The organism is Actinomadura sp. WAC 06369 (assembly GCF_003947565.1).
GTDB classification, from domain to species: Bacteria; Actinomycetota; Actinomycetes; order Streptosporangiales; family Streptosporangiaceae; genus Spirillospora; species Spirillospora rifamycini.
In genome coordinates this window covers 21,048-47,926 of sequence record NZ_QHJN01000050.1, presented here as the reverse complement: position 1 = coordinate 47,926, position 26,879 = coordinate 21,048, and the positions used below count along the sequence as shown (strand labels likewise).

Genomic DNA, 26,879 nt, shown 5'->3' with positions numbered 1-26,879 from the left:
GTGCTGCGGGGGGTGGGTGGCCGGGGGTCGGATCGGGTCCGTCCAAGATCTGGACAGTGCGCTAAATATCGGAACATACAACGCGATATACGGCAATAGTGTCCAAAACGGAACAAAATGGTCGCCAGGGACGCCAGGTGACAGCGTGACCACGACCACATCTGGGTAACCGCCATTTTGGTCGCCCACAATCAGCGCAATTCAGCGACCGGAAAGGGCCTCTCTTGCGATCGGCCATCGCTCTCGCGAATGACGGCGGGTCGCGGGATCCGCTTTTCCGATCGCCGCCCGTCCGCCGGCGGCGGGCAGGCCAGGCGCGGCGGGCGGCGAGGACGTCGAGCAGGCAGTCCAGCGCGAACGCGAAGCGGCGCTCGCACTCGGCGTCGACGTCGACCGGGCCCGGCGCCTCCGCCCGCGCGGCGAGGTGCGGGTGCTCCCGCGCGACCCGGCGGACGTGCTCGCCGACGTCCCGCTCGTCCGCGTCCCCGGCGTGCCGCAGCGACGCGCGCCAGGCCGTCTCGGCGACCACCGACCCGACGACCTGGTCGTTGACGGCGGCGAGGGCGGCGTCGCCGTCCGGCCCGGTGAACCCCGCGCGGGCCAGCGCCGCCGGCCCGGCCTCGCCGAGCGCGGACGCGTTCCGGGCCGCGACCGAGTCCGTCGGCATGCCGCCGCTCGACCCGACCCCCGCGCGCCTCCGCGCCGCCGGCGCGGCCCTGCGCGAGCGCGTGTGCTGGGAGGCGCCGATCCCGGTCGCCGAGCTGGCCGCCGCCCCCTTCCCGAAGCTCGTCCTCGGCGGCACGTGGGAGACCGCGCCCGCCCTGTACCGGGAGCGCGGCGGCGGGCCGCTGAGAGCGTGCGCCGAGGTGACCGCCGACCGCATCGGCGCACGTCTCGTCCGGATCGACGGCGCCGCCCACTACCCGCACACGGAGCGTCCGGACGCCGTCAACGAGCAGCTCCGCACCCTGTGGACGACCGCCGCACGCACCCCGGGCCACTAGACCGGCACCGCCGCCCGAAGGGGGCACGGCCGCCGGGCGTCCCGGGTCGCGGTGCCCGCCGACCGCGAGCGCCCGCCGCGCGAGGCCGCCCGGCCGGAGATCGTCGACGGCCCGGCCGGACCGCGCGGCCTCGGGCCCACCACCCGTGCCGGCGCCCGGACGGCCTGCCCCGGCCCCGCCGCGGTCAGCGGGGCGGGGGGTCGAGCAGGACGCCGGGGTTGAGGACGCCCGCGGGGTCGAGGGCCGCCTTGGCCGCGCGGAGCGCGAGGGCGAACGGCTCGGGGCGCTGCCGGTCGTACCAGGGGCGGTGGTCGCGGCCGACCGCGTGGTGGTGGGTGATCGTGCCGCCGTGGGCCGCGATCGCGTCCGAGACGGCCGCCTTGACCTCGTCCCACTGCTCGACCGTCCGCCCCCGGGCACCGGACGCGTAGACGCCGAAGTACGGGGCCGGGCCGTCCGGGTAGACGTGCGTGAACCGGCAGGTCACGACGCCGGTCGCGGCGACGGACGCGAGGGCCCGCTCGGCGGCGGTGCGGACGGCGTCGCGGAGGGCGTCGAAGCGGTCCCAGGTGCAGGCGGTCTCGAACGTCTCCACGATCATCGACCGGGCGGCCAGCGCGTCCCGCTGGTAGGGCATCCGCAGGAACGCCGAGCGCCACCGCTCCGCCGTCCCCGGGCCCGCCCCGCGCGCCGCGCCGTCCGGGATGCGGCCGCCGTGGTCGCGGCAGATCTCCGCCGCCCGCTCCATCGGCGCGTCGACCGGATGGTCGGCCGACTCGAACGCGAGGACCAGGACGCCGCCGGGCGCGCGCGAGCCCGCGTTGAGGAACGCCTCGGCGGGGTCGAGCAGCCGGCAGTTCGCCGGGAACAGCCCGGACTGGGCGATGACGCGGGTCGCGGCGACGGCCGCGTCATGATCGTCGAACTCGACGGCCGCGCCGGTCCGCCACCGCGGGCGCTCGCGCAGCCGCATCCACGCCTCGGTGATGACGCCGAGCGCGCCCTCCGAGCCGAGGAACATACGGTCCGGCGAGGGGCCCGCGCCCGAGCCGGGCAGCCGCAGCGACTCCCCGGTCCCGGCCGGGGTGACGACCCGCATCGACTCCACCAGGTCGTCGATGTGGGTGTAGACGGTCGCGAAGTGGCCGCCCGCGCGGGTCGCCAGCCAGCCGCCGAGCGTCGAGAACTCGAACGACTGCGGGAAGTGCCGCAGCGTCAGCCCGTCCGGGCGCAGCGCCCCTTCCAGCGCGGGCCCCAGGATCCCGGCCTGGACGCGCGCCGCGCGGCTGGTGCGGTCGACCTCGAGCACGCGGTCGAGTCCGGTGAGGTCGAGGGAGACGACGCCGGGGCGGTCGTCCAGGTCGCGGGGTTCGACGCCGCCGACGACCGAGGTGCCGCCGCCGAACGGGATGACCGCGATCCCGGCGCCGGCGGCCCAGTCCAGGACGTCCGCGACGTCCTGCTCGGTGCGGGGCCGCACCACCAGGTCGACGAAGCGGTCGAGGCGGCCGAGCAGGCACCGGACGACGTCGCGGAACGCCTGCCCGTGGCTGTGCGCCGCCCGGTCCGCCGGCGCGCCGGACGCGAGGTGCTCCAGCGTCCGCGGGGCCCGCACCCGCGGGCGGGGGACGCCGAGGTCGCCGATCGCGGGCGGCCGGTGCTCGGTCAGGTCGGCGTCCGGCAGGAGCGTCGCCACCCGCCCGGTCAGCGCCTCGGCTTCCCGGCCCGTCACCGCGTCCGCGACGTTGCCCCAGCCCCACCACGACCGCTCCGCCATCGCCCGTCCTCCTCGCCCGTGCCGCACTCGCCCGTGCCGCGTCGCCGGACACGCTGCCGTGGCGGGGGCGGCGGATCAAGGGGGCGCGGGCCGCTCACGATCCGCGCACCGTCCGGAACCGAGCGTGCCGCGAGGCCGTCGAAGACCGGAAAATCGGTCACGACGATATGGCGGATATGAGCGAGAAGAATCAGGTGAGCGGCCCGCAGCGGACCGAGAACCCGGCGAAGCGGGCACTGATCACCGCGGGCGGCGGCGCGCTCCTGCTGCTGCTGGCCTGGACGATGTTCGGCAGCAACTACCTGGAACCGGCGAAGGCCCTGGAGGAGGGGGCGCCGGGGTCGTTCACGCTGGCGCAGTGCGCCGAGCGCCGGGGGAAGACCTACTGCGGCGGCTCGTTCCGCTCGGACGACGGACGGCTCGTGCGGGAGCACGTGTCGCTCCCGAACAGCCACGACGCGGAGGGCGTGCGGGTCGGGGAGTCGTTCCCGGCGCGGCTGCTGGACGGGCCGGGCGCCGACGGGTTCGCGCGGGCGGACGCGACGGGGCGCGCGAACGTCCGGGCGAAGGGCGTGAGCGCGGCCGGGCTCGGCGTCGCCGGGGTCGCGGTGCTCGGGTTCGCGGCGCGGCGGGCGCTGGTGCGCCGCGAGTCGGGCGTGTGGCGGCCGGTGGGCGTCGCCCTCGGGCTGGCCGTGTCCGCCGGGGTCGCCGTGTACGTCGTCTGGTCGGTGATGGGCAGCGGCTTCTGGGCCTGAAACAAAAACTAACCAGGTGGTAAGTTCTCTTCGTCAGCGCGAACGAGGAGGACGAACGTGGGCTTTCCGGACGGGTTCCTGTGGGGTGCGGCGACCAGCGCCCACCAGACGGAGGGGAACAACGTCGCGAGCGACTTCTGGGCGCTGGAGAACCGGCCGGACGGCTTCCTGCCGGAGCGGAGCGGCGACGCGTGCGACTCCTACCACCGGTGGCCCGAGGACCTCGACATCGTCCGCGGCCTCGGACTGAACGCCTACCGGTTCGGGCTCGAATGGGCGCGGATCGAGCCGGTCGAGGGCCGGGTGTCGCGGGCCGCGCTGGCGCACTACCGGCGCGTCGTCGAGGGCTGCCTGGAGCGGGGGCTGACCCCGGTCGTGACGCTGCACCACTTCACGAGCCCGCTGTGGTTCGCGAAGGCGGGCGGCTGGACGGACCCCGGCGCGGTCGAGCGGTTCCGGCGGTACGTGCGGGCGGTGCGGCCGATCCTGGACGGCGTCCCGTGGGTGTGCACGATCAACGAGCCGAACATGCTCGCGATGATGGCGGCCATGGTGCGGCGCGGGGAGCGCAGCGAGAACGTCGCCGGCGCGATGCCCCCGCCCGACCCGGCCGTCGCCGACGCGCTGACGGAGGCGCACCGCGCCGCGCGGGAGGAACTCGGTCCGCTGAAGTCGGGGTGGACGGTCGCGAACCAGAACTTCGAGGCCGCCGGCGGCGCGGAGGCCGAGCGCGACGCGTGGGCGCTGTCGCGCGAGGACCGGTTCCTCGACGCCGCCGCGGACGACGACTTCATCGGCGTGCAGGCGTACACGCGGGTGCGGATCGGTAGGGACGGGGCGCTGCCCGAGCCGGACGGCGCGCGCCGCACCCTCACCGGCTGGGAGTTCTACCCGGCGGCGCTCGGCGGCGCGGTCCGGCACACGGCGGCGCGGATCCCGGGGGTGCCGATCCTCGTGACGGAGAACGGCGTCGCGACCCGGGACGACGCCGAGCGGATCGAGTACACGCGGGGCGCGCTCGCGGGCCTGCGGGACGCGATGGCCGGCGGCGCCGACGTCCGCGGGTACCTGCACTGGTCGCTGCTCGACAACTACGAGTGGGGGACGTACGCGCCGACGTTCGGGCTCGTCGCGGTCGACCGGGACACGTTCGCCCGCACGGTGAAGCCGAGCGCCCGGTGGCTCGGCGAGGTCGCCCGCACGGGCGTCCTGGGCTGACGCGAAGGGGGCCGGCCGCGGCGCGGTGCGGCCGGCCCCCGGTCTCAGGCCACCGGTCTCAGGACTCCGCGCGGACGGCGGCGACGAGCTCGTCCACGACGTCGCCGGTCAGGCCGATGCCGAAGGTGCCGAACTTCGCCAGCGGGATCCCCCGGGCGAGCGCCAGCAGCGCGGGCGACCCCGCCGAGGCGAGGCCGTCCGCCCGGCGCAGCCGCGACTTCAGCACGCGCGAGCCGACCGGGTGGTCCAGCCACTCGCCGAGCGTGGACATGCGGTCCAGCCCGGCGGTGCGGCCGTCCCCGGGCGTGGACAGCTCGGCGCGGAGGCGGATGTCGCGGGACGACGCGCCGACCTCGACCGTGAACGCGCCGGGGTCGACGCGCCAGTCGCCGAGGGACGGCGACCACCGCGCGATGTCGCGGGCGGTGAGGTCGAACCGGACGCGGACGCTCTCCCCCGGCGCCGTCCCGACCTTCGCGAAGCCGCGCAGCTCGTGCCGGGGACGCGTCGGGATCTCCTCGTCGAACGCCACGTACAGCTGGACGACCTCGTGCGCCGCGCGCTCGCCGGTGTTCGTGACCGTGGCCTCGACGGTCCACGCGTTCGTCCCGGTCTCGCGGACGTCGAGGCCGGAGTAGGCGAACCGCGTGTAGGACAGGCCGTGGCCGAACGGGTAGGCGACGTCGCGGCCGAGCGTGTCGTAGTGGCGGTAGCCGACGTACCGTCCCTCGCCGTAGGCGACGTGGCCGTCCGCGCCGGGGAAGTGCAGGTGGGACGGGACGTCGGCGAGCCGGTTCGGGATCGTCTCGGTGAGCCGTCCGGACGGGCTGTGCACGCCGAGCAGCAGGTCGGCGATGGCGGAGCCGCCCGCCTGGCCGGGCAGCCAGCCCTCCAGGACGGCGCCGGCGGCGTCCTGCCACTCGGCGACGGACACGACGCCGCCGTTGGCGAGGACGACGGCGACCTCGGGGCACGCGGCGGCGACGCGGCGCAGCAGCGCGGTCTGGACGGCGGGCAGGTCGATGCTCGTGCGGTCGAAGCCCTCGGACTCGGCCTGGTCGGGCAGGCCGAGGAAGACGACGGCGACGTCGGCGGCCGCGGCGGCGGCGACGGCCTCGGCGGCGAGCGCCTCGTCGGGTTCGCCGTCCAGCCGGTAGCCCGCGGCGAACGTCCCGCCGGTCTCCGCGCGGAGGGCGTCCCACGCGTTGTCGAGGCGGGTGGGGACGACGTGGGAGCTGCCGTGCCCCTGGTAGCGGGGGGTGCGGGCGAGTTCGCCGACGACGGCGACGCGCCGCCCGGCGGCCAGCGGGAGGACGCCGTCGTTCTTCAGCAGGACGATCGAGCCGCGCGCGGCCTCGCGGGCGAGCTCGTGGTGCGCGTCGACGTCCCAGCCGTCGGCCCGCTCGGCCCGGCCGACGCGGTCGGCGAGGGCGGCGACGCGGTCGGCGGCGCGGGTGACGGCGTCCTCGTCGAGGCGGCCCGCGCGGACGGCGTCGACGATCTCGCGGTCGGTGCGGGTGGGCGGCATCTCGAGGTCGAGGCCGGCGGCGAGCGCGGCGACGCGGTCGTTGACGGCCCCCCAGTCGGACACGACGACGCCGTCGAAGCCCCACTGCTCGCGCAGGACCTCGGTGAGCAGCCACCGGTTCTCGCTCGCGTACACGCCGTTGATCTTGTTGTAGGAGCACATCACCAGGTACGGAGACGCCTCGCGGACGATGTGCTCGAACGCGGGCAGGTAGATCTCGCGGAGCGTCCGCTCGTCGACGTCCGCGCTGATCCGCATGCGGTCGGTCTCCTGGTTGTTGACCGCGAAGTGCTTGACGCACGCGCCGATGCCGCGGGACTGGATCCCGGCGACGAGCGCGGCCCCCATGACGCCGCTGACGTGCGGGTCCTCGGAGAAGTACTCGAAGTTGCGGCCGCACAGCGGGGACCGCTTGATGTTGACGCCGGGACCGAGCAGGACGTCGGCGCCGAGCGCGGCCGCCTCGCGGGCGAGGGCCTCGCCGACGCGCCGGGCCAGGCCGGGGTCCCAGGAGGAGCCGAGCGCGACGGCCGGGGGGAAGCACGTCGCGGGCACGCTGTCGGTCAGCCCGAGCGCGTCGCCGGACCCGCGGGTCTGGCGGCGGACGCCGTGCGGGCCGTCCGCGAGGGTGATCGCGGGGACGTCCCGCACGGCCTCGGTGTGCCAGGTGTCGCGGCCCGAGGTGAGCGACGCCCGCTCCTCCAGGGAGAGGCGCGCGGGGTCACGGTCGGTCTGTGTCATGCGGTTCCTTCGCGGGCGGGGACGGGTCGGCGGAGCCGGTATCGGGCGAGGACGGGCCGGACGCCGCGGCCGTCGCGGACGCCGCGGGCGTCGGCGGCGCGGGCTCCGGGGACAGTTCGAGGGCGAGCCCGAGCTGGCGGAGGAACGCGACGACGGACGCGTGCATGTCGACGGCCTCGGGTTCCAGGAGCCACTGCGTCTGCAGGCCGTCCATGAGGGCGAGGAACTGGCCGGCGACGATGCCCGCGTCGTGGTGCAGGGGCGGGTCGGGCTGCGCGAACAGCTCGGCGAACGCGGCGGTGAGCCGCTCGCGGAGCAGCCGGTAGCGCTGGACGAAGTAGTCGTGCGCGGGGTGCTCGGGGTCGGCGGCCTCGCCGGAGATCTTGACGTAGAGGCCGACCATGCCGGGCGTCCGCATGTTGCGGTGGACGATCCGGACGGTCGCGTCCAGCAGCGCCTCGGGGCGCTCGTCGGTGCCCGGGGCGAACATCAGCGCGGCGTCGGCGCGGTCGCGGCGGCCGAGCACCTTGATCAGCACGTCCTCCTTGCCGGGGAAGTGGTGCAGCAGGCCCGCGTGGGTGAGCCCGGCGTGCGCGGCGATGTCGCGCAGGGAGACGGCGTGGAACCCGGACCGGGAGAACAGCTCGGTGGCCGAGTCGAGGATCGTCGCGCGGGTGCGCTCGCCCTTCGTCGGTCCCTTGCGACCCGTCGGCCCCTTGCGACCCGTCGGTCCCTCGCGGCCGGACGTGCGGCCGGACGTGCCGCCGGGCGCGCGGCGCGGGGTCTGTTCGCTCATGGGTGCGGGCCTTCCTGGGATGGCGGGCTGGGCGGGTTCATCCTTCAGCGCATCCTTCGACCGAGCAAAACCTACCACGTGGTTAGTTCCGCGTGTATGCTCGCCGACACCCCGGCGGGAGCTCCGACCGCCCGTGCGTGGAACAGCCGTTGTGCTCGGAGAACGGAGTAACGATGCAGAAGATCACGAGGGGGGTCGCGGCGCTCGCGGCCTGCGCCGCGGCGGCGGCCGCGCTGAGCGCGTGCGGCGGCTCGGGCGAAGGGGGCGGCTCGTCCGACTCCCTCACCGTCGCGACCATGACCCTGCCGCAGAGCCTCGACCCCAAGGACGCGGCGGGCAGCGCGATGCCGTTCTTCCAGGCGGCCTACGACACGCTCGTCAAGCGCGAACCGGACGGGACCTACAGCCCGATGCTCGCCACGAAGTGGGAGTACAACGGCGACCGCACCGAGCTGACGCTCACCCTGCGCGGCGACGTGAAGTTCGACGACGGCACGCCGTTCGACGGGGCCGCCGTCAAGGCGAACATGGAGCGGTTCGCCGCGGGCGGCGGCGGGATGGCCAAGACGCTCGCGGACGTCGAGGAGATCGAGGTCACCGACGCGACGCACGTCGTCCTGCACCTGAAGCAGCCGAACCCGGCGATGCTGTTCTACCTCAGCGACGCCGCCGGGCTCATGGCCAACCCGGCGAAGTTCGACGACGCGGGCGACCCGCTGAAGACGAAGCCGGACGGCACCGGCCCGTACGACCTCGACTCCGGCCGGACGGCCATCGGCACGAAGTGGGTCTACACCGCCGACACCGGCTACTGGGGCACGGAACTGCCCTACAAGCAGCTCACGTTCCAGTACTTCGACAACGAGACCGCGATCGTCAACGGGCTCAAGACCGGGCAGGTGAACGCGGCCGTCCTGCAGACCGCCAACGCGCAGGCCCGCATCGAGAAGGACCCCGGCGTCGAGACGCGGAAGCAGGAGTTCGACTTCCAGGGCATCCTGCTGTTCGACCGCGGCGGGAAGATCACGCCCGCGCTCGCCGAGCCGAAGGTGCGGCAGGCCCTCAACCACGCCATCGACCGCCCGACGATGCTCGCCAAGATCCAGCAGGGCCGCGGCGAGGCGACGAGCCAGGTGTTCGGCACCGAGAGCGTCGCCTACCAGGAGGAACTCGATTCCTACTACTCCTACGACCCGGCGAAGGCCAAGCGGCTCCTCAAGGAGGCCGGGTACGCGGACGGCTTCGACCTGAAGCTGCCGCGCATCTCCGCGATCGTCCCCGACGCCCTCGCCGCCTCCCTGCAGACGTACTTCAAGGCGATCGGCGTCGAACTGACCTGGGACGACATGGACCAGTCGGCCGTCCGGCGCATCTTCACCGACCGCGAGTACTCCGGCATGGTCATGAACATGGGCCAGTCGGCCAACGACTGGGTCGCGATCGGCGAGCTCGTGCTCCCCGGCACGTTCAACTTCTTCGGCACCACCGACGCGACCGTGCGGGAACTGCTGCCGCGGATCGGCGCCGTCCAGCCGGAGCAGGCCGAGGCGCAGCTGCACGAACTGAACCGGCACCTCGTCGAGGAGGCGTGGTTCGTCCCGTTCTACCGGCTGTCGTACCTGCACGTGTCGGACGGCGGCGTGACGATCGAGCCGCAGTCCGGCATGGCCCTGCCGTCGATCTACAACTACGCGCCGGCCGGATGACGGCGCGGGCGCCGGACGGCCCGCTCCCGTCCGGCGCCCCCGGACCAGCCCTCCCCACCACAGAAGCCGAGTCAGATGCTGAGCTTCGTACTGCGCAGGACCGCGGCGGGGGTCGTGCTCCTGTTCGTGATCTCCGCCCTCTCCTACCTGCTGCTGTCGATCCCCGACAACGACGTGGGCCGCCAACTGCTCGGCAATCGCGCCGCGCAGGATCTGGTGGACGCCAAGAACGCCGAGCTGGGCCTCGACCGCCCCGTGCCCGCCCAGTACGCCGACTGGCTCGCGCACGCGCTGCGCGGCGACTTCGGCACGTCCTGGTTCACCGGCGAGGACGTCCTGCGGTCCATCACCACTCGGCTGCCCGTCACCCTCAGCCTGATGGCCGGGGTGACGCTGGTCAGCGCCGTCCTGTCGCTGCTGCTCGGCGTGTGGGCCGGCGTGCGGCGCGGCGCGATCGACCGGTTCGTCCAGATCCTGGGCGTGGTCGGGTACGCGCTGCCCGGCTTCCTGGTCACGCTCGTGATCGTCGTGGTGTTCGCGGTGCGGCTGGACTGGTTCCCCGCCATCGGCTACACCGGGTTCTCCGAGTCGCCGTCCGGCTGGCTGTCGACGATCACGCTGCCGGTCGCGTCGCTGTCGGTCGCGGCCGTCGCGGGCGTGTCCCAGCAGGTGCGCGGCGCCGTCATCGACGTGCTCCGGCAGGACTACGTGCGGACGCTGCGCGCCCGCGGCCTCCCGCCCGGCCGGATCCTGTTCCGGCACGTGCTGCGCAACGCGGCGGCCCCGCCGCTGACGGTCCTCGGCCTGCAGTTCGTCGGGATGCTCGGCGGCGCGGTGCTGGTCGAGCAGATCTTCGGCCTGCCGGGCATCGGCAGCATGACCGTCACCTACACCACCCGCGGCGACATCCCGATGATCATGGCGATCGTGATGGTCACCGTGGTCGGCGTCATCGCGATCAACCTGCTGGTGGACGTCCTGATCGGCTGGCTCAACCCGAAGGCGAGGGTCTCGTGAGCGGAACCGTCGAGAAGGCCCCGGCCGCGGCCGCCCGGCGGCCGGGCGGCGCGCTGCGGCGGCTGCTGCGCAACCCGCTCGGCCTGGTCCCGGCCGCGCTGCTCGCGGCGATCGTCGTCGCGGTGCTGCTCGCGCCCGTCCTCAGCCCGCAGGACCCGAACACCGCCGACCTCGCCGACTCGTTCGGCGGCGCCGCCCCCGGCCACCCCCTCGGGTTCGACTCCGCCGGGCGCGACCTGCTGTCGCGGCTGCTGCACGGCGGCCGCTTCACGCTCGGCGGCGCGGTCATCGCGCTGGCCGTCGCGCTCGCGCTCGGCGTCCCGGCCGGCCTGCTCGCCGGGTACCGGGGCGGACGGTTCGACGCCGCCGCGAGCTGGACCGTCGACCTCGTCATGGCGCTGCCCGCGATGGTCGTGCTGCTCGCGTCCCGCGCGATCCTCGGCAACACGGTGTGGGTGCTGATGGTCGTCCTCGGCGTGCTGGTGGCGCCGAGCTTCTTCCGGCTGGTGCGCGGCATCGTCGCGGGCGTCCGCGGCGAGCTGTACGTGGACGCGGCGAAGGTGTCGGGCCTCACCGACCCGCGGATCGTCGCCCGCCACGTGCTCATCGTCGTCCGCGCCCCGATCATCATCCAGGTCGCGCTCGTCGCCGGGCTCGCGATCGGGCTGCAGGCCGGGCTGGAGTTCCTCGGCATCGGCAGCGGCGACACCCCGACCTGGGGCGCGATGCTGAACGAGGCGTTCCAGAACATGGAGCAGGCCCCCACCATGATCGTGTGGCCGGGCCTCGCGCTCGCGAGCAGCACGAGCGACGCGCTGGTCAGCCCGAGCGGGAGCACCGGGCGCTGCGCGGCGGCGTCGTCGCGTACGTCCCGCAGGAGCCGATGAGCAACCTCGACCCGTCGTTCACGGTCGGCGCCCAGCTCGTCGAGCCGATGCGGTACAAGCTGGGCGTCTCCAAGGCGGAGGCGAAGCGGCGCGCCCTCGACCTGCTGCGGCAGGTCGAGATCCCCGACCCCGAGCGGACGTTCGGGTCGTACCCGCACGAGATCTCCGGCGGGATGGCGCAGCGCGTCCTCATCGCGGGCGCGATGTCGTGCGACCCGGACCTGCTCATCGCGGACGAGCCGACCACCGCCCTCGACGTCATGGTGCAGGCGGAGATCCTCGGGCTGCTCCGCCGCCTGCAAGCCGAGCGGGGCCTCGGCGTCCTGCTCGTCACCCACAACCTCGGCGTCGTCGCCGACCTGTGCGACCGCGTCGCCGTGATGCACGACGGGCGCATCGTCGAGTCGGGGCCCGTCGAGCGGGTCCTGGGCGAGCCCGCCGAACCGTACACGCGCCGCCTGCTCGGGGCCGTCCTGGACGGCGTCCCCGCCCGCGCACCGTGGCGCCCCGCCCAGAAGGAGACGGCGTGAAGGACGACGCACTGCTCACCGTCGAGGACCTGCGGGTCTCGTTCCCGGGCAAGGGCTTCCGGGCGCCGCGCACCGAGGTGCTGAAGGGCGTCTCGCTGGAGGTGCGGCCCGGCGAGACGCTCGGCCTGGTCGGCGGCTCCGGGTCCGGGAAGACGACGATCGGACGCGCGGTCCTCGGGCTCGCGCCCGTCCGGTCGGGCACGATCACGTTCGCCGGCGAGCGCATCGAGCGGGCCACGGCCCGGCAGCGGCGGCGGCTCGCCCGCGACCTCCAGGTCGTCTTCCAGGACCCGTACACCTCGCTGAACCCGTCCCGCGCCGTCGGCGACACCCTCGCCGAGCCGCTGCTCGCGCAGGGCACGGGACGCCGCGACGCCCGCCGCCGCGTCGGCGACCTGCTCGACCGGGTGCACCTGCCGGCCGACGCCGCCGCCCGGCTGCCCCGCGAGTTCTCCGGCGGCCAGCGGCAGCGCGTCGCGATCGCCCGCGCCCTCGCGATCGGCCCGAAGCTGATCGTGTGCGACGAGCCCGTCTCGGCGCTCGACCTCACCACGCAGCGCACCGTCCTCGACCTCCTCCTCGAGATCCAGGAGCGGACGGACGTCGCCTACCTGTTCGTCTCGCACGACCTCGCGGTCGTCCGGTCCATGAGCCACCGCGTCGCCGTCCTGCACCGGGGCGAGATCGTCGAGACGGGCGACGCGGCGCGGGTCACCGGCGACCCGCGGCACCCGTACACGCGGAGCCTGCTGCTGGCGGCGCCGGTCGCGGACGTCGCCGAGCAGCGCGTCCGCCGCGAGCGCTTCGAACGCGAACGCGCCGCGCCGTGACGCCCGTCCCCGGGCGGGGCCGGTGCCCCGGCGCGGGCGCCCGCTACCCGGGGAAGGCGGTCGTGGAGCGGTAGTGGTCGTGCCAGCCGAGGGCCTCCCACCACGCGGGATGCGGCGCGAGGCGGCCCCGGTACCCGTCCCACCCGGTGCGGGCGGGCGTCCACGCCTTCTCGGCGATGCCGGGGAGCCGCGGCAGGACGAGGAACGCGAGGTCGTCGAAGCTCTCGACGGTCTCGCACCAGACCGCCGCCTCGACGCCCGCGACGGCCGCGCCATCCGGGATCTCGGGGAGCGTGCCCGGCGTCCAGTCGAACAGCTCGCGGCAGGTGCGCGGCTCGTACGACTCGTGCCCGACCCGCGTGCGCCGCGCGGTCTGCGCCGCGTCCCGCGAGTCCTCGGCGTACCGGCGGTCGAGGTACATCACGCTGCTGGCCGACGCGAGCACCGGCGTCCCGGCGGCGACGGCGGCGGGCACGTCGCGCGCCGACTCGGCGAACGCCGCCGCCATCGCGTCGACGAGCGCGTGGTACTCGGCGGGGATCCGCTCGCGGGCCGCGTCGGGGTCGAACTCGTCGCCCGCGCCCACCCACTCCTGGACGACGTCCGCCGGGGTCAGCGCGCCCGACCGCGCCGCCTCCTGCCACGCGACGACCCGCTTGCCGGTGGCGCGGCCGATCTCGAGGGCCCGCGCGACGAACTCGCGGTACAGCTCGTCCGGCATGCCGAACGCCTCGTCGCCGCCGAGGTGCAGGAACGGCCCCGGCGTGAGGGCGGCGACCTCGCCGAGGACGTCCTCGACGAACCGGAACGTCGCGTCGCCGCGCGGATGCAGGTAGGCGAGCAGCTTGTGCATCGGCTCGTCCGGTCCCTGCAGTTCGGGGTACGCGCGGACGGCCGCGAGCACGTGGCCCGGCATGTCGAGCTCGGGCACGACGGTGACGAACCGGGCCTCCGCATACGCGACGATCTCGCGGTAGTCGTCCTGCGTGTAGCAGGGCCGGACGCCCTCGTCGGCGTTCGTCTGCCGCCCCGGCCAGGTCTCCGGGTCCGTGAGGCGCGGCCACGCCCCGATTTCGAGCCGCCACGCTTGGCTGTCGCTGAGGTGCAGGTGCAGGACGTTGAACTTGTAGAGGGCGAGGAGGTCGATGACCTTCTTCACCTGGTCGACGGTGAAGAAGCGCCGCACCACGTCGAGGGACAGGCCCCGCCACGCGTACGCGGGGCCGTCCGCGATCCGCACCGGGGGGACGGCGAATCCGCCGCCGTCCCGCCGGAGGAGCTGCGCGAACGTCACCGCGCCCCGGAACAGTCCCTCGGCGTCCCCGGCGGTGACGGTGCATCCGCCGCCGCCGTCCGCGACCAGCCCGTACGCTTCCCGTCCGCCGCCCGGGCGGGCGGGGCGGAGGGCGGCGGTGCGGGGGTCCGTGCCCTGCGGCGGGGCGATGGGGCCGGGGCCGGCGGGGGCGCCGAGGGCGAGGCGGAGGTCGCCGTCGGTGCCGGCGGTGACGGCGGCGTCGGCGCCGTGGAGGCGCGCGAGGAGTTCGGCGACCGTCTCGCCGAGGGGGCGCAGGGACTCGGACGGGACGGCGATGCGGAGCCGGGGCCCGAAGCGTCCGGGCGGGCCGTCGAGGGGCGTCAGATGCTGCGGGAGCGGGATGGGTGCCGGCACGTGCCCCTCCAGGGTCTCGTCATGGCCTGGACCAATTTCTACCACATGGTAAGTAAACGAACCGAAGGTCATCCGCGGTTCAAAATTCCGTCATATCCCTTGCGACCTGGTGTTTTGTCGGTTTCTCTGGGCGTTTGGGCTTTGGAGGAGGTGCGATGCATCGAAGAGTCGCGCTCGTCACCGGGGCGGCCGGCGGGATCGGAAGCGCCGTGGTGGACGAGCTGGCGAACCGCGGCTGGACGACCGCGGGGCTGGACCTGCGCCCGGCACCGGGCGCGGACCTGCCGATCGTGGCGGACGTGTCCGACCCCGCGCAGGTGAGCGCGGCGGTCGGCCGGATCGAGCGGACGCTCGGGCCCGTCGAGGCCGCGCTGTGCGCGGCCGGGCACCACGCGATCGTCCCCGTACCGGACGTGCACTGGGACGACTGGCGGCGGATGCTGCGGGTGCACCTCGGCGGCGTCGTGAACGTGTGCCGGACGGTCGCGCCCGACATGGCGAACCGGGGGCGCGGGTCCGTGGTGGCGGTGTCGGCGGCGTCGGCGGTCGGCGGGGCGGACGCGCAGGCGCACTACGCGGCGGCGAAGGGCGCGGTCCTCGGGCTCGTCCGGTCGCTGGCCGCCGAGGTCGCACCGTTCGGCGTCCGGGTGAACGCGGTCGCGCCGGGCCCCACCGACACGCCGCTGGTCCCGGACGACTCGGCGCTGCGGCGGCCCGCGCACCTGCAGTCGGTGCCCGCGGCGCGGCTGACGTCGCCGCGGGAGGTCGCGCTCGCGGCGGCGTACCTGCTCGAGGACGCGACGGCGTGCACCGGCGAGGTCCTGTCGCCGAACGCCGGGGCGGTGATCTGATGGCGCTCGCACTCGTGACCGGGGCGGGCGGCGGGTACGGCACCGCGATCGCGCGGCGGCTCGCCGCGGACGGCCACCGGGTCGCGGTGAACGACCTCCCGGACGTCGACCTGCGCGGGCTCGCCGCGGAGATCGGCGGTTTCGCCGCGCCGGGCGACGTCACGCACCCGGACGGCGTGCACGCGATCCTCGACCGGCTGGAGCGCGCGGCGGGCGAGCACGTCGGCGTGCTGGTCGCGGCGGCCGCCCGCCGGACGACCGCGCCGCTGCCCAAGCACGACCTGGACGACTGGTGGCACGTCGTCGACACCGCGCTCGGCGGGGCGTTCGCCTGCGCGCAGGCCGTCCTGCCGGGGATGGCGGAGCGGGGCGGCGGGCGGATCGTGCTGCTGGCGTCGGAGGCGGGCATGGCCGGCCGGGCGGACGCCACGGCGTGCTCGGCGGCGCACGCGGGCGTGATCGCGCTGGCGAAGTCGCTGGGCCGGGAGCTGGCGCCGTTCGGCGTCGCGGTGAACGCGGTCGCGCCCGCGGACGAGCCGACGCCGCTCGGGCCCGCCCCGACCGCCGCGGAGGTCGCCGCGTCCGTCGCGTTCCTCGCCGACCCCCGGGTGCCGACCATGGTCGGCCAGACGCTGAACCTGACGGGCGGCCGCACCCGCGCCCGCGCCTGACCCGCTCCGGGCGCCCGCGGGGCGGCCACCGCCCGTCCCTCCCGGCTCCGACGGCGGCGATGAAATGATCGCTCGGCATTGATATTTCCATTAATGTCGGCAATTCACCTGGACCGCGCGAATTCCGCTTCCTAAGCTCGGGAACGTCCACGACCGCGCACCGGGAGCGACCATGATTCCCGACATCCTGTCGCCCGAATTCGCCGCCGATCCCTACACCGGGTACCGCGCACTGCGGGAGGAAGCGCCGCTCTTCTGGCACGAACCCACGCAGAGCTACCTGATCTCGCGGTACGCCGACGTCGAGCGCGCCTTCCGCGACCCGGCGTTCACCACCGCGAACTACGACTGGCAGCTCGAACCGGTGCACGGACGGACGATCCTCCAGCTCAGCGGGCGCGAGCACGCCGTCCGCCGGGGACTGGTGGCGCCCGCGTTCCGCGGCACCGAACTGCGCGACCGATTCCTGCCGATCATCGAACGGAACGCCCGCGAACTGATCGACGCATTCCGGACGGCCGGAACGGTCGAACTGGTCGGACAGTTCAGCACGCATTTCCCGATCAACGTCATCGTCGACATGCTCGGCCTCGACCGCGCCGACCACGCGCTGTTCCAGCGCTGGTACACCTCGATCATCGCGTTCCTCGGCAACCTCGCCCAGGACCCGGACGTCGCCGAGGCCGGGCTGCGGACGCGCGCCGAACTCGCCGACCACCTGCTGCCGATCATCGCGCGGCGCCGCGCCGAACCCGGCGACGACCTGCTGTCGAAGCTGTGCCTCGCGGAGGTCGACGGGACGCGGATGAGCGACGAGGACGTCAAGGCGTTCGTCAGCCTGCTGCTCGCGGCAGGCGGCGAGACGACCGACAAGGCGATCTCCGCGCTGTTCGCGAACCTCCTCACGCACCCCGCCCAGCTCACCGCCGTCCGGAACGACCGGAGCCTGCTCCCCCGCGCGCTCGCCGAGACGCTCCGGTACACCCCGCCCGTCCACATGATCATGCGGCAGCCCGCGGCGGACGTGCGGGTGAGCGGCGGGACGATCCCGGCGGGCAGCACCGTCACGTGCCTGATCGGGGCCGCGAACCGCGACCCCGACCGCTACGCCCGTCCCGACCGGTTCGACATCTTCCGGGACGACCTGTCCACCACCAGCGCGTTCTCCGCGGCCGCCGACCACCTGGCGTTCGCGCTCGGCCGGCACTTCTGCGTCGGCGCGCTGCTCGCCAAGACGGAGGTCGAGGTCGGCGCGAACCTGCTCCTCGACGCGCTGCCCGAACTGCGGCCCGCCGCCGGGTTCGCGCCCGTCGAGCGGGGCCTGTTCACCCGCGGCCCGGCGGCGGTGCGGATGGCCTTCACCCCGGCGGCGTGACCCCCGCCGGGTCGAAGACGACCGGCAGCTCCCGGAGCCCCCGCATCCAGAACGAGGGCCGCCACCGCAGCTCGTCCGGCGGGACGGCCAGCGCGACGCCCGGCAGCCGGTCGAGCAGCACCTCGATCGCGGTCCGGGCGATCATCAGCGCGAGCCGCGGGCACGGGTACGGGCAGCCGTGCTCGCCGTGCCCGAACGACAGGTAGGCGCGGGTGGCCGGTTCCCGCCGGCCGCCCGCGGGCCGCGCCCGCGGGTCCCGGTTCGCGGCGGCCAGCCCCAGCACCAGCAGGTCGCCCGCGCCGATCCGCTGCCCGCCCAGGTCGCAGCCCTGCACGGCCCAGCGGCCGATGAAGTTCTGCGTCGGCGTGTCGTCCCACAGCACCCGCTGGAGCGCCTGGTCGACGCTGAGCCGCCCGCCCTGCACGGACGAGCTGAGCCGGTCGTCCTCCAGGATCAGCCGCAGCGCGTTCGCGATCCAGTTCCCCGTGGGCTGCTGCGCCGCCGCCAGCACCACCAGCAGGTCGATGGTGATCTCGTCCGGGGTGAGCCCGGCCGCGTGCGACAGCAGCACGGACGGGACGTCCTGCGCGCGGCGGCGCTCGCGGCGGCCGACGAGCCCCCGCATCCGCGCGTGGATGCGCTCGTGCGCGCGGGCGGCCCGCTCGTCCGCGTCGAGCGACTCGGCGACGTCCCGCACCAGGTCGGGGATCTCGTCGCCGGGCAGCCCGAACAGCCGGGCGATGACGTGCAGCGGGGCGCGGTGCGAGTACTGCTCCACGAGGTCGGCCGCGCCGTCCCCGGCGAACGCGTCGACGAGCCCGTCGCACTCGCGCGCGCACAGCCCGGCGAGGACGGGCGGGTCGACGGCGCCGAGCGCGTCGCCGACCGCCCCCGCCCGCCGCCGGTGCGCGTCGCCCTCGGCGAACATCAGCGACGGGGTCCAGCCGACGTACGGCATCAGCGGCCAGTCGTCCGGGACGAGGTGCCACGCGTTCCAGCGGCGGCAGTCGCGGGCGAACCGGCCGTCGTTCGCGGTGACCTGGTGCAGCTCCCGGTAGCCGATGACGAACCAGGCGGGGACGCCGCCGTCCAGCAGCACCGGGACGACGGGCCCGTGCTCGCGGTGCAGCCACCGATAGAACTCCGCCGGGTCGGCGGCGTCGGCGCCCGTCACCCGCACGACCGCCTTGCGGGCGAGCAGGTCGGCGGCCTCGGGCGGGCCCGGTGCGGGCGCGGCGGCCCCGGACGTTTCGATCATCGCGTGCCCTCCCGGACGTCGGGGTCCTCGCGGAGACGGGTCAGGTACCGGACGAGCGCGATCAGCACGCCCTTGGACGACTCGCGGGCGCGCGCGTCGCACTCGACCAGCGGGACGCGCTCGTCCAGGCAGAGCGCGTCGCGGACGCGGTCCAGCGGCGGCCGCGCCCCGGGGAACCGGTTGACCGCCACGACGAACGGCATGGCCTGCGCCTCCAGCCGGTCGATGCAGTGGAACGAGTCGGCGAGGCGGCGCGTGTCGACGAGCGCGACCGCGCCGAGGCTGCCGGTGAACAGCCGCTCCCACAGGAACCGGAACCGCTCCTGGCCGGGCATGCCGAACAGGTACAGCACGCGGCTCTCGTCCAGCGAGATGCGGCCGAAGTCGAACGCGACCGTGGTCGCGCGCTTGGCGTGGACGCCGGTGAGGTCGTCGACGCCCTCCCCGGCCTCCGTCATGACCTCTTCGGTGCTCAGCGGCCGGATCTCGCTGACCGACCCGACCAGCGTGGTCTTGCCGGCGCCGAAACCGCCCACGATCACGATCTTCAGGGCGTCCCGGGCGGTGCGCCGCAGCGGCGCCTCGACGGGCGGGACGCCCCCGGCGGGGGGATCAAAGGTGTTCGAGTCCAACGAGGACCTGCTTCAGTGTCTCGAGGTCGGCCGCGCGCGAGGGGGCGACGGCCGTGGACGGGTGCCGGACGGTGACCCGCCCGGTGTCGCGCATGTCGCGCAGCAGGATCCGCGCGACGTGCACGGGCATCTCGAGGCGGGCGGCGAGCTCCACCAGCGCGACCGGGCGGCCGCGGCACATCCGCAGGACCGCGACCTCCTCGGCCGACAGGCCGCCGCCCGGGTCGTCCTCCGCGACGATCAGCGCGACGACGTCGAGGACGTCCGGTTCGGCGGCGCGGCCGGGCGGGCGGGGCGGCGGGCCGCCCGGGCCGGGCGGCGGCCGCCGGCCGGGCGGGTCGCCGCCGGTCCGGCCGCGGCCGCGGGCGACCGCGAAGAGCCGGTCGGGATCGCCGGCGTCCGGTGGCGCGCTCATGCCCGCGCGCCGTGCTCGGGCCGGCGCGGCGCGGCGTACAGCTCGCCGCGGATCTGCCGGGCCAGCTCCTCCATCCGCCGCCCGGCGAGCCCCACGTCGGTGTTCGGCTCGGTCACCACGGCCAGATGGGCGCCCTGCCCGGCCGGGATGATCAGCAGCACGCCGCCGTGGAACTCGACCATCGACCGGCCCGCCGCGACGCCGCCGCCGTCGCCGAACTCGGCGGACGCGCTCAGCGACAGGCTCTGCACCCCCGACGCGAGCGCGGCGAGCTGGTCGGCCCGGTCGTCGTCGAGCTCGTGCGTGTGGCTGATCCGCAGGCCGTCCCTGGACAGGACGAGGACGTGCCGGACCCCGCGGACCTTGTCCTTCAGTGCGTCCAGGAGCCAGACGAGGCCGCGCGTCTCGGGTGTCATCGTTCCCCTCCATCGGGCTCATCGGACATCTCGCTGCGAGCGGCCGCGCCGTCGTCGGGCCCGCCGTCGTGGAGCGGGGTGCCGCCGCCGGACGGGCCCATGAAGGCGGCGAACGCCTCCCCCTCGTCCTCCTTCTCGGGCTCCGGCGCCCGCAGGCCCATCAGCGCCCACTCCTCCGGCGTGATCGTGGCGCCGCGGCGGCGCTTCGGCAGTTCGGTGCCGCCCCAGACGACGACCTCGTGCGCCTCGTCCGCGTGCGCCTCGTCCGCGTGCGCCTCGCTCCCCCCGGCGGACGGCTCGGCGGACGCCTGGGCGGACGGTTCGGCGGGCACGGGGGCCGGTGCGGGCGCCGGTGCGGGGGCGGTCGCGACGGCGCCGCCGCGCGCGAGCTCCCGCTCCCGCGCCAGCTCGCACTCCCGCACCTGCGCCTTCTCCCGCTCCCGCGCCTGCCGCTTCTCGCGCTCGCGCGCGTGCTGCTTCTCGCGCTCGCGCGCGTGCTGCTTCTCGCGCTCGCGCGCGTGCTCCTTTTCGCGCTCGCGCGCTAGGACCGTCCGTCCGTCCGGGATCGGCGGCATGCCCGCCAGCCCGGCGGTGCGCCGGTCGCTCGGCACCTCGTCCTCGGTGCCCGGCGCGCCCTCGTCCGACCACGGCCAGCGCTCCACCGGCCGGGTGACGATCTCGGCGGGGACGAGCAGCACCGCGGCGACGCCGCCGCGCGACGACGGCCGGAAGCTCACCTTCAGGTTGTGCTTCTTCGCGAGCATCCCGACGACCGCGAGGCCGACGGCCTCGCCCGTCCAGGCGGTCCGGTCGTCCGGGCGGGCGACCAGGTACTCGGCGTGCGCCAGCTCCCGGTGCCGCATCCCCATGCCCGCGTCCTCGACCGTGATGACGACGCCGGTGATCTCCTTCTCGACGTAGACGTGCACGGGTGTGTCGTCCAGCGAGAACATCAGCGCGTTGTCGATGAGCTCGGCGAGCGCCTGGATGACGCCCTCGGCGTGCGGGCCGTGGACGGCGCGGTCGTGGTCGGTGATGTAGCGGACGCGGCGGAAGTCGTCGCAGCGCCCCATCGCGGCGCGGACGATCCGCTCCATCGGGATCGGCTTGTGCCAGCGCCGCCCGGACCGGCCGTCGCACATCGTCGCGATGCTGTCGGCGAGGCGCCCCATCTGGGAGACCTGGTGGTCCAGGTCCATGATTTCCCAGAACACGTCGGTCTCGTCGTAGCGGAACTCCATCTCGTACAGCTGCTTGAGGACGCGCCGGACGGCGGCCTGGAGGCGCGCGGCGGTGAGCGCGCAGTTCGCGGTGACGCCCCACTGCCAGCGCCGCTGGTGGGCGATCGCGAGGCCGACCTCGTGCGCGAGGCGGGCGAACGCGCCGGTGGCGGGCCGGTCGAGTTCGGCGAGGATCTCGTGGACGAAGTCGACCCGTTCGGGCATCCGGGCGCGCAGCTCCGGGAGGACCGTGCCGGTCAGCCAGGCGGCGTCGGCCTCGAGCGCGGCGGTCTCGGCCCGCGCGCGGTCGGCGTCGGCGCGGGCCTCCGCGACGCCCTCGACGACGACGCGCAGCAGCCGGGCCAGGACGGGGTCGGGGGTCTCGGGCAGGTCGGCGAGGACGGACTCGGGCGCGACGCCGTCGCGGACCCCGGCGATGAGCAGCGGCAGCGGCCCGTCGACCAGCTCGCGGAGGCGCCGCTCCAGCCGCTCGTCCTCGCCCTCGGCGACGGCCAGGTGACCGTCGAGGCGGCGGGCGAGGCCGGCGAAGTGGGCGGCGGCCGCGACGGCGACGCACAGCGCCAGGGCGAGCGCGCCGCCGCCCGCGGCGACCAGCGCGCGGTCGTCGGGCGCGACGGCCAGGACGGCCGCGAGCCAGCCCGCGCCGGCGATGAGGACCGCGGCGAGCCAGACCTGGAGCGCGCGGTCGAGCGCGGCGCGTTCAATGCGGGAACGGTCTGCGTGAAATGCCATCCATCATGTCCTTTTTCGAGGCGGCTGATGGGACCGGACCGGGAGAGGACCCGCCGTGTGCGGCCCTCGGGGGGAGGTGGCCACCATGATGCAGGAGAATGCTTTGCATGAAGGGTCGGTCGGGAAAATTCCACGAAGAACCCGGCAGCAGAATTGCATTTGACGGCATTTGCCCGACATATACGACAAGATGCCTTACTCGCCTCGACGAGCGTGTCGAGAGCGTGTGACCGGGCCCACATCCGGGCGATGTCACGGCAGCGCCGCCCGTCCCGTCGTTCGGGCGACGTCCGGAGAACCCGGACGACCGCACGGCGGAGGTCCAGATGAACAACGAGATCACCGTGGTCGGGGGCGGGCTGGCTGGGCTCGTCGCCGCCGTCGCGTGCGCGGAGGGCGGCGCGTCCGTCACCCTGCACGAGGCGCACCGCACCCTCGGCGGCCGGGGCCGCGCGACGGCCGCGCCCTACGTCGCGCACGAGGGCGCGCACGTCTTCTACGCCGACGGGCCGCACTGGACGTGGCTCACCGACCGCGGGCTCGCCGGCCCCCTCGGCAGGTACAGCCCGCGCATGATGACCCACACCTTCTTCCGCGCGGACGGGCGGCTGCGGCGCGTCCCGCCCGCCGGGTTCCTGCGGATGGCCGCGCGGACGCCCTTCCTGCGGGCGCCCGCGGACCGCGACTTCCGCTCGTGGGCGTCCGAGCGGTTCGGCGAGCGCACCGCCGAGCAGGCCGCGAGCGCGATCTCCGTCGTCACCTACGACGGCGACACCGGACGGCTGTCGGCCGCGTTCGTCTGGGAGCTGATCGGCCGCGTGTTCGCGCCGAAGCGGCCGGCCGTCCGCTGGCCGGTCGGCGGCTGGCAGGCGGTCCTGGACCGGCTCGCCGCGCACGCCCGCGAGCTGGGCGTCCGCATCGAACTCGGCTCCCGCGTCACGGCACTGCCGGGCACCCCCACGATCGTCGCGACCGAGCTGGCGGCCGCCCGCGCCCTGCTCGGCGACCCGTCGCTGACCTGGGAGAGCGGCCACTACGCGATGCTCGACCTCGCCGTCCGCGACGACCGCCGCGACGCGTTCATCGTGTTCGACCTGGACGAGGGCGGCTTCCACGAGTCGTACTCCATGCAGGACCCGAGCACGGCCCCGGCGGGCGAGTCGCTGTTCCAGCTCGGGGTGCCGGTCCGCGCGGGCGAGCGCCGCGCCGACGCGCTGCGCCGCCTCGACGCCCTCGCCGACGCCGCCGTCCCCGGCCGCCGGGAGCGGACGACCTGGTCGCGCACCGCGACGGCCCGGGGCCGCACGGGCGCGCTCGACCTGCCGGGCCGCACCTGGCGGGACCGTCCCGCGATCGACCGCGGCGACGGCGTGTTCCTCGCGGGCGACATGGTCGCGGCGCCCGGCATGCGCGGCGAGATCTCGATGAACAGCGCCCTGCGCGCCGCCGAAGGCGCCCTTCGCGCCGCCCTTCCGTCCCGGCGCATCGGAAACTGATCGGAATGCTCCGTATATCGATAATTTATTTCGCCCTGTTATGATCGAGAGATCGGCCGTTAGGCTCCTTCCCGACGAAGGAGGAATGGTCGATGAACGAAGCACGGCCGAGCCGGACGGCGCTCTCCGCCGCGGCGGCGCGCACGGCGCACGCGATCGTGGACGCACCGCCGCTCATCTTCGCGGACCCGCTCGTCCGGCGGCTGCTCGGCGGCCTCGCCGACGAGGCCGTCGGGTACCACCGGACGCACGGCGAGCACCTCGTCCTCGCCGGGACCCGCACCGTCACCGCCGTCCGCGCCCGGTACGCCGAGGAGCGGGCGGCCGGGTTCCCGCAGTACGTCGTGCTGGGCGCCGGGCTCGACACCTACGGGCTGCGGGCCGCTCCCGGCGTGCGCGTGTTCGAGGTCGACGCTCCGGCGACCCAGGAATGGAAGAAGGGCCTCATCCGGGACGGCGGCATTCCCGTCCCGGACGGACTGGTCTTCGTCCCCGCCGATTTCGAGGCCGCCGCCGGGACGGACACCGGGACGGACGGCGTGTTCGCGCGGCTGTGCGACGCCGGGTTCGACGCCGCGCGCCCCGCGCTGGTGAGCTGGCTCGGGGTGAGCTACTTCCTGACGCGGGAGGCGATCGCGGCCGTCCTCGCCGGGGTCGGCGCGCTCGCCGCCGGATCCGAGCTGGTCATGGACTACGCGCTGCCGCCCGGACTGCGGGACGCCGGGGGCCGCGCGTACGCGGAGATCGCGGAGCGGGTCGTCGGGGACGCCGGCGAGCCGTACCGGACGACGCTCGCGCCCGCCGAGGTCGACGGGCTGCTGCGCGAACACGGGCTGGACGTCGTCGCGAACGTCCGCCTCGCGGACGCCGTCCCCCCGGAGACGTGGGACCGCGCCGACGCGCTGCACCCGTTCGATTTCTTCCGCCTGGCCAGAGCCACCGTGACCGGTTGAGAGCGTCCCTCCACGGGACGTCACGCCGGGGGGACGGGCGCGCACGCCGGGCGCACGAGGGCGGACGACGGGTGATTTCGCCGATGTGGGGACGGCGGGCGGGTGCGGACAATGATCGTCATCCGGGAGCCGTTCGGGCTCCTCCCCCCGGAACAGGAGCGAATCGACGTGAAGGCAACCAGACGTGCGGTGCAGATGCTGGCGGGCGCCGCACTCGCCGCCGGCCTCTGCGCCGTTCCCCAGACCGCACTCGCTCAGGAGAACCCCTACGAGCGCGGGCCCGACCCCACGGAGCAGAGCATCGAGGCGCTGCGCGGCTCCTACGACGTCGGCGAGGACAGCGTGTCCAGCCTGGCCGTCCGCGGCTTCGGCGGCGGCACGATCTACTACCCCGAGGACACCGACGAGACGTTCGGCGCGGTCGCCATCGCGCCCGGCTTCACCGCCGGCCAGAGCAGCATGGCCTGGTACGGGCCGCGGCTCGCCTCGCGCGGCTTCGTCGTCATGACGATCGACACCAACACCCGCCTCGACCAGCCCGACAGCCGCGGCGACCAGCTCCTCGCCGCCCTCGACTACCTGGTCGAGGACAGCGACGTCGCCGACCTGATCGACCCGGACCGGCTCGCCGTGATGGGCCACTCGATGGGCGGCGGCGGCACGCTGGAGGCGTCGGTGGACCGGCCGTCGCTGAAAGCCGCCATCCCGCTGACCGGCTGGAACCTGCGCAAGAACTGGTCCGCCAGCCGGGTGCCGACCCTCGTCGTCGGCGCCGAGAACGACACGATCGCCTCGGTGTCCTCGCACTCCGAGCCGTTCTACGAGAGCCTCCCGCCGGAGAAGGCGTACGTCGAGCTCGACGGCGCCTCGCACTTCGCGCCGAACACCTCGAACACCCCGATCGCGAAGTACAGCATCGCGTGGCTCAAGCGCTACGTCGACAACGACACCCGCTACACGCAGTTCCTCTGCCCCGGCCCCGACACGGGCCTGTTCTCGGACATCTCCGAGTACCGCAGCACCTGCCCCATGTGACCCGACCGCTCCCCGACCTACCTCAGGGGCCGCCCGCCTCCCCGCGCGGGCGGCCCCGCCCTGTGCGTCCCGGGCGGGGCGGTGAAAACGGACGGGCCGGACGGGCCGGACGGGCCCGCGCCCGGGGCGGCGTCCGTCCCGGCGCCGTGCAGGCGGACGGCGCTGAGCGCGAGCACGAGCTCCACCAGGTCGGCGGGGCGGGCGAGCCGCCGCCGCGTGAGTTGCTCGATCTTGCGGAGCCGGTTGAGGACGGTGTTGCGGTGGCAGAACAGCCGCTCGGCGGCGCGGGCCGCGGAACCGCCGCAGTCGAGCCAGGTGTCGAGGGTGCCGAGCAGCACCTCCCGGTACGCGGGGTCCACGTTCTCGAGGCCGCCGAGCGCGACCTCCCCGAGCCGCCCCGCGAGGCGCGGCTGGGACAGCACCAGCGCGTCCGGGAGCCGGCGGTCCAGCCGCGCGATCTGCGGTCCGGGCCCGTGGCAGGTGCGCAGCGCCAGCTCGGCGAGCCAGCGGGCGGTGCCGAGGTCGGCGAGGCTCTCCGCGACGGGGCTGACCCCGGCGTGCCCGCGCGTGCAGGGCGCCAGCGCGCCGACCAGGTCGTCGAGGCCGGCGGCGCCGAGCGCGACCAGCGCCACCTGCGCGTCCGCGCGCATCCGCCACAGGAACCGCATGCCGCCGGTCTCGCGGGGCCGCGGGTCCACGTCGCCGGTGAACCCGCCGTCCGCGCGCACCATCGCGACGGCGTAGCGGCCGTTCACCGGCAGGCCGAGGACGGTCGTGGCGGTGCCGAGCAGCCCGCCGTCGGCGCCCTGCCCGTCGAGCAGCGCGTCCACGATGGCGTGGACGCGCTCCTCGCTGCGGCGGGCCAGCGCGAACTCGGTGCGGTGGTAGGCGTCGGCGGCGGCGTCCGACTGCTGGTCGATGGTGTCCCAGGTGCGGGTGGCCTGCCGGACGAGCGCCGGGATGTGCTCGGGGTCGTGGCGGCCCACGGCCTCCACGACCGCCTCCCAGAACACGCGCCCGGCGAGCCGGTAGCCGCGCAGCACGTGCTCCAGCGGCTCGCCCTGCCGGGCGCGGCGCTCGCCGAGCCGGCGCGCCCAGTCGAGGTCGGCGCGGCCGCCGCCGGGCTCCAGGATGGCCTCGAAGCCGTGCCCCAGCCCGGTGTGGCACACCTCCCACATGTCGCCGATGACGGCTTCGGGGCGGTCGCGGCCGTCCTCGCCGGAGAGGATCTCGGCGGCGAGCCGGTCGGCGAGCTCGGGCAGCCGGTCCTCCATACGGAGCACGGCCTTGCGCAGGATGGCTCCGTCGGCGTCCGCCGTCATGGGAGTCACCTCCAGGACCGAACG

The 26,879-nt window shown here is 75.0% G+C and carries 25 protein-coding genes; 14 read left to right on the top strand and 11 right to left on the bottom strand.

The annotated features are described in order from the left end of the window. Positions 1-61 precede the first annotated feature (61 nt). Positions 62-667 carry a TetR/AcrR family transcriptional regulator C-terminal domain-containing protein gene (locus tag DMH08_RS16040; RefSeq protein WP_125615257.1) on the bottom strand — a complete coding sequence of 202 codons (606 nt, stop codon included), beginning with the start codon at positions 665-667 and terminating at the stop codon, positions 62-64. Between DMH08_RS16040 and DMH08_RS16035 the strand changes: the two genes are divergently transcribed. Further along, positions 666-1,004: an alpha/beta fold hydrolase gene (locus DMH08_RS16035; RefSeq protein WP_125615254.1), complete on the top strand. Its 339-nt coding sequence runs from the start codon at positions 666-668 to the stop codon at positions 1,002-1,004. The genes DMH08_RS16040 and DMH08_RS16035 overlap by 2 nt on opposite strands. 184 nt (positions 1,005-1,188) lie before the next feature. Here DMH08_RS16035 and DMH08_RS16030 read toward each other — a convergent pair whose 3' ends face one another. Then, positions 1,189-2,781, bottom strand: a complete 1,593-nt coding sequence (locus DMH08_RS16030) for an FAD-binding oxidoreductase (protein ID WP_125615252.1) — start codon at positions 2,779-2,781, stop codon at positions 1,189-1,191. A 176-nt stretch (positions 2,782-2,957) separates the two neighbouring features. Here DMH08_RS16030 and DMH08_RS16025 point away from each other — a divergent pair, with 176 nt between their 5' ends. Next, positions 2,958-3,536, top strand: a complete 579-nt coding sequence (locus DMH08_RS16025) for a hypothetical protein (protein WP_125615249.1) — start codon at positions 2,958-2,960, stop codon at positions 3,534-3,536. 57 nt (positions 3,537-3,593) lie between these two features. Then, complete coding sequence (locus tag DMH08_RS16020) at positions 3,594-4,754, top strand: glycoside hydrolase family 1 protein (RefSeq protein WP_125615246.1); 1,161 nt, start codon at positions 3,594-3,596, stop codon at positions 4,752-4,754. A 58-nt stretch (positions 4,755-4,812) separates the two neighbouring features. Here the strand turns inward: DMH08_RS16020 and DMH08_RS16015 are convergent, their stop codons facing one another. Together DMH08_RS16015 and DMH08_RS16010 are read right to left on the bottom strand one after the other, a co-directional pair. Beyond that, positions 4,813-7,023, bottom strand: coding sequence for a glycoside hydrolase family 3 C-terminal domain-containing protein (locus DMH08_RS16015; RefSeq protein ID WP_026402383.1), 2,211 nt, complete (start codon positions 7,021-7,023; stop codon positions 4,813-4,815). Further along, positions 7,004-7,819 (bottom strand): TetR/AcrR family transcriptional regulator, encoded by an 816-nt coding sequence (locus DMH08_RS16010; protein WP_125615243.1) that lies wholly within the window; start codon positions 7,817-7,819, stop codon positions 7,004-7,006. The genes DMH08_RS16015 and DMH08_RS16010 overlap by 20 nt, the downstream gene beginning before the upstream one ends. 173 nt (positions 7,820-7,992) lie before the next feature. Between DMH08_RS16010 and DMH08_RS16005 the strand changes: the two genes are divergently transcribed. The 5 genes from DMH08_RS16005 (at position 7,993) to DMH08_RS15990 (ending at position 12,789) form a co-directional block, all read left to right on the top strand. Further along, positions 7,993-9,525, top strand: coding sequence for an ABC transporter substrate-binding protein (locus DMH08_RS16005; protein WP_125615240.1), 1,533 nt, complete (start codon positions 7,993-7,995; stop codon positions 9,523-9,525). Between the two features lie 75 nt (positions 9,526-9,600). After that, positions 9,601-10,542: an ABC transporter permease gene (locus DMH08_RS16000; protein WP_026402381.1), complete on the top strand. Its 942-nt coding sequence runs from the start codon at positions 9,601-9,603 to the stop codon at positions 10,540-10,542. Further along, positions 10,539-11,429: an ABC transporter permease gene (locus DMH08_RS41640; RefSeq protein WP_233617628.1), complete on the top strand. Its 891-nt coding sequence runs from the start codon at positions 10,539-10,541 to the stop codon at positions 11,427-11,429. The genes DMH08_RS16000 and DMH08_RS41640 overlap by 4 nt, the downstream gene beginning before the upstream one ends. Next, positions 11,426-11,959, top strand: a complete 534-nt coding sequence (locus DMH08_RS41635) for an ATP-binding cassette domain-containing protein (RefSeq protein ID WP_233617627.1) — start codon at positions 11,426-11,428, stop codon at positions 11,957-11,959. Before DMH08_RS41640 ends, DMH08_RS41635 begins: the two co-directional genes overlap by 4 nt. Next, on the top strand, positions 11,956-12,789 hold the full coding sequence (locus DMH08_RS15990) for an ATP-binding cassette domain-containing protein (RefSeq protein ID WP_233617626.1): 834 nt from the start codon (positions 11,956-11,958) through the stop codon (positions 12,787-12,789). Before DMH08_RS41635 ends, DMH08_RS15990 begins: the two co-directional genes overlap by 4 nt. Positions 12,790-12,832: 43 nt before the next feature. Here DMH08_RS15990 and DMH08_RS15985 read toward each other — a convergent pair whose 3' ends face one another. Further along, positions 12,833-14,458: a family 20 glycosylhydrolase gene (locus tag DMH08_RS15985; RefSeq protein WP_158642323.1), complete on the bottom strand. Its 1,626-nt coding sequence runs from the start codon at positions 14,456-14,458 to the stop codon at positions 12,833-12,835. A 155-nt stretch (positions 14,459-14,613) separates the two neighbouring features. On the opposite strand from DMH08_RS15985, the gene DMH08_RS15980 reads away from it, so the two are divergent. The 3 genes from DMH08_RS15980 to DMH08_RS15970 all read left to right on the top strand — a co-directional run bounded on the left by DMH08_RS15980 (position 14,614) and on the right by DMH08_RS15970 (position 17,355). Beyond that, positions 14,614-15,309: an SDR family NAD(P)-dependent oxidoreductase gene (locus DMH08_RS15980; protein WP_125615232.1), complete on the top strand. Its 696-nt coding sequence runs from the start codon at positions 14,614-14,616 to the stop codon at positions 15,307-15,309. Then, positions 15,309-15,980, top strand: a complete 672-nt coding sequence (locus tag DMH08_RS15975) for an SDR family NAD(P)-dependent oxidoreductase (protein ID WP_026402377.1) — start codon at positions 15,309-15,311, stop codon at positions 15,978-15,980. The genes DMH08_RS15980 and DMH08_RS15975 overlap by 1 nt, the downstream gene beginning before the upstream one ends. 172 nt (positions 15,981-16,152) lie before the next feature. Further along, positions 16,153-17,355, top strand: coding sequence for a cytochrome P450 (locus DMH08_RS15970; protein WP_125615230.1), 1,203 nt, complete (start codon positions 16,153-16,155; stop codon positions 17,353-17,355). Here DMH08_RS15970 and DMH08_RS15965 read toward each other — a convergent pair. The 5 genes from DMH08_RS15965 to DMH08_RS15945 are packed head-to-tail and all read right to left on the bottom strand — an operon-like array spanning position 17,339 to position 22,049. Next, complete coding sequence (locus DMH08_RS15965) at positions 17,339-18,613, bottom strand: cytochrome P450 (protein ID WP_026402375.1); 1,275 nt, start codon at positions 18,611-18,613, stop codon at positions 17,339-17,341. The genes DMH08_RS15970 and DMH08_RS15965 overlap by 17 nt on opposite strands. Further along, positions 18,610-19,245 carry a GTP-binding protein gene (locus DMH08_RS15960; RefSeq protein ID WP_125615227.1) on the bottom strand — a complete coding sequence of 212 codons (636 nt, stop codon included), beginning with the start codon at positions 19,243-19,245 and terminating at the stop codon, positions 18,610-18,612. The genes DMH08_RS15965 and DMH08_RS15960 overlap by 4 nt, the downstream gene beginning before the upstream one ends. Next, positions 19,226-19,660, bottom strand: a complete 435-nt coding sequence (locus DMH08_RS15955) for a DUF742 domain-containing protein (protein WP_125615224.1) — start codon at positions 19,658-19,660, stop codon at positions 19,226-19,228. Before DMH08_RS15955 ends, DMH08_RS15960 begins: the two co-directional genes overlap by 20 nt. Further along, the gene (locus DMH08_RS15950; protein ID WP_026402372.1) at positions 19,657-20,076 is read right to left on the bottom strand and encodes a roadblock/LC7 domain-containing protein; all 420 of its coding nucleotides are present in this window, start codon (positions 20,074-20,076) and stop codon (positions 19,657-19,659) included. The genes DMH08_RS15955 and DMH08_RS15950 overlap by 4 nt, the downstream gene beginning before the upstream one ends. Further along, positions 20,073-22,049 (bottom strand): ATP-binding protein, encoded by a 1,977-nt coding sequence (locus DMH08_RS15945; RefSeq protein WP_125615221.1) that lies wholly within the window; start codon positions 22,047-22,049, stop codon positions 20,073-20,075. Before DMH08_RS15945 ends, DMH08_RS15950 begins: the two co-directional genes overlap by 4 nt. A gap of 326 nt (positions 22,050-22,375) precedes the next feature. Here DMH08_RS15945 and DMH08_RS15940 point away from each other — a divergent pair, with 326 nt between their 5' ends. From DMH08_RS15940 to DMH08_RS15930, 3 genes are all read left to right on the top strand, one after another. After that, a complete protein-coding gene (locus DMH08_RS15940; RefSeq protein WP_125615218.1) occupies positions 22,376-23,545 on the top strand; it encodes an FAD-dependent oxidoreductase in 1,170 nt (389 codons plus the stop codon). A gap of 92 nt (positions 23,546-23,637) precedes the next feature. After that, positions 23,638-24,498: a class I SAM-dependent methyltransferase gene (locus DMH08_RS15935; RefSeq protein WP_125615215.1), complete on the top strand. Its 861-nt coding sequence runs from the start codon at positions 23,638-23,640 to the stop codon at positions 24,496-24,498. 195 nt (positions 24,499-24,693) lie between these two features. After that, a complete protein-coding gene (locus DMH08_RS15930; protein ID WP_233617630.1) occupies positions 24,694-25,533 on the top strand; it encodes a dienelactone hydrolase family protein in 840 nt (279 codons plus the stop codon). 17 nt (positions 25,534-25,550) lie between these two features. Here the strand turns inward: DMH08_RS15930 and DMH08_RS15925 are convergent, their stop codons facing one another. Then, a complete protein-coding gene (locus DMH08_RS15925; protein ID WP_125615211.1) occupies positions 25,551-26,855 on the bottom strand; it encodes a PucR family transcriptional regulator in 1,305 nt (434 codons plus the stop codon). Positions 26,856-26,879 lie beyond the last annotated feature (24 nt).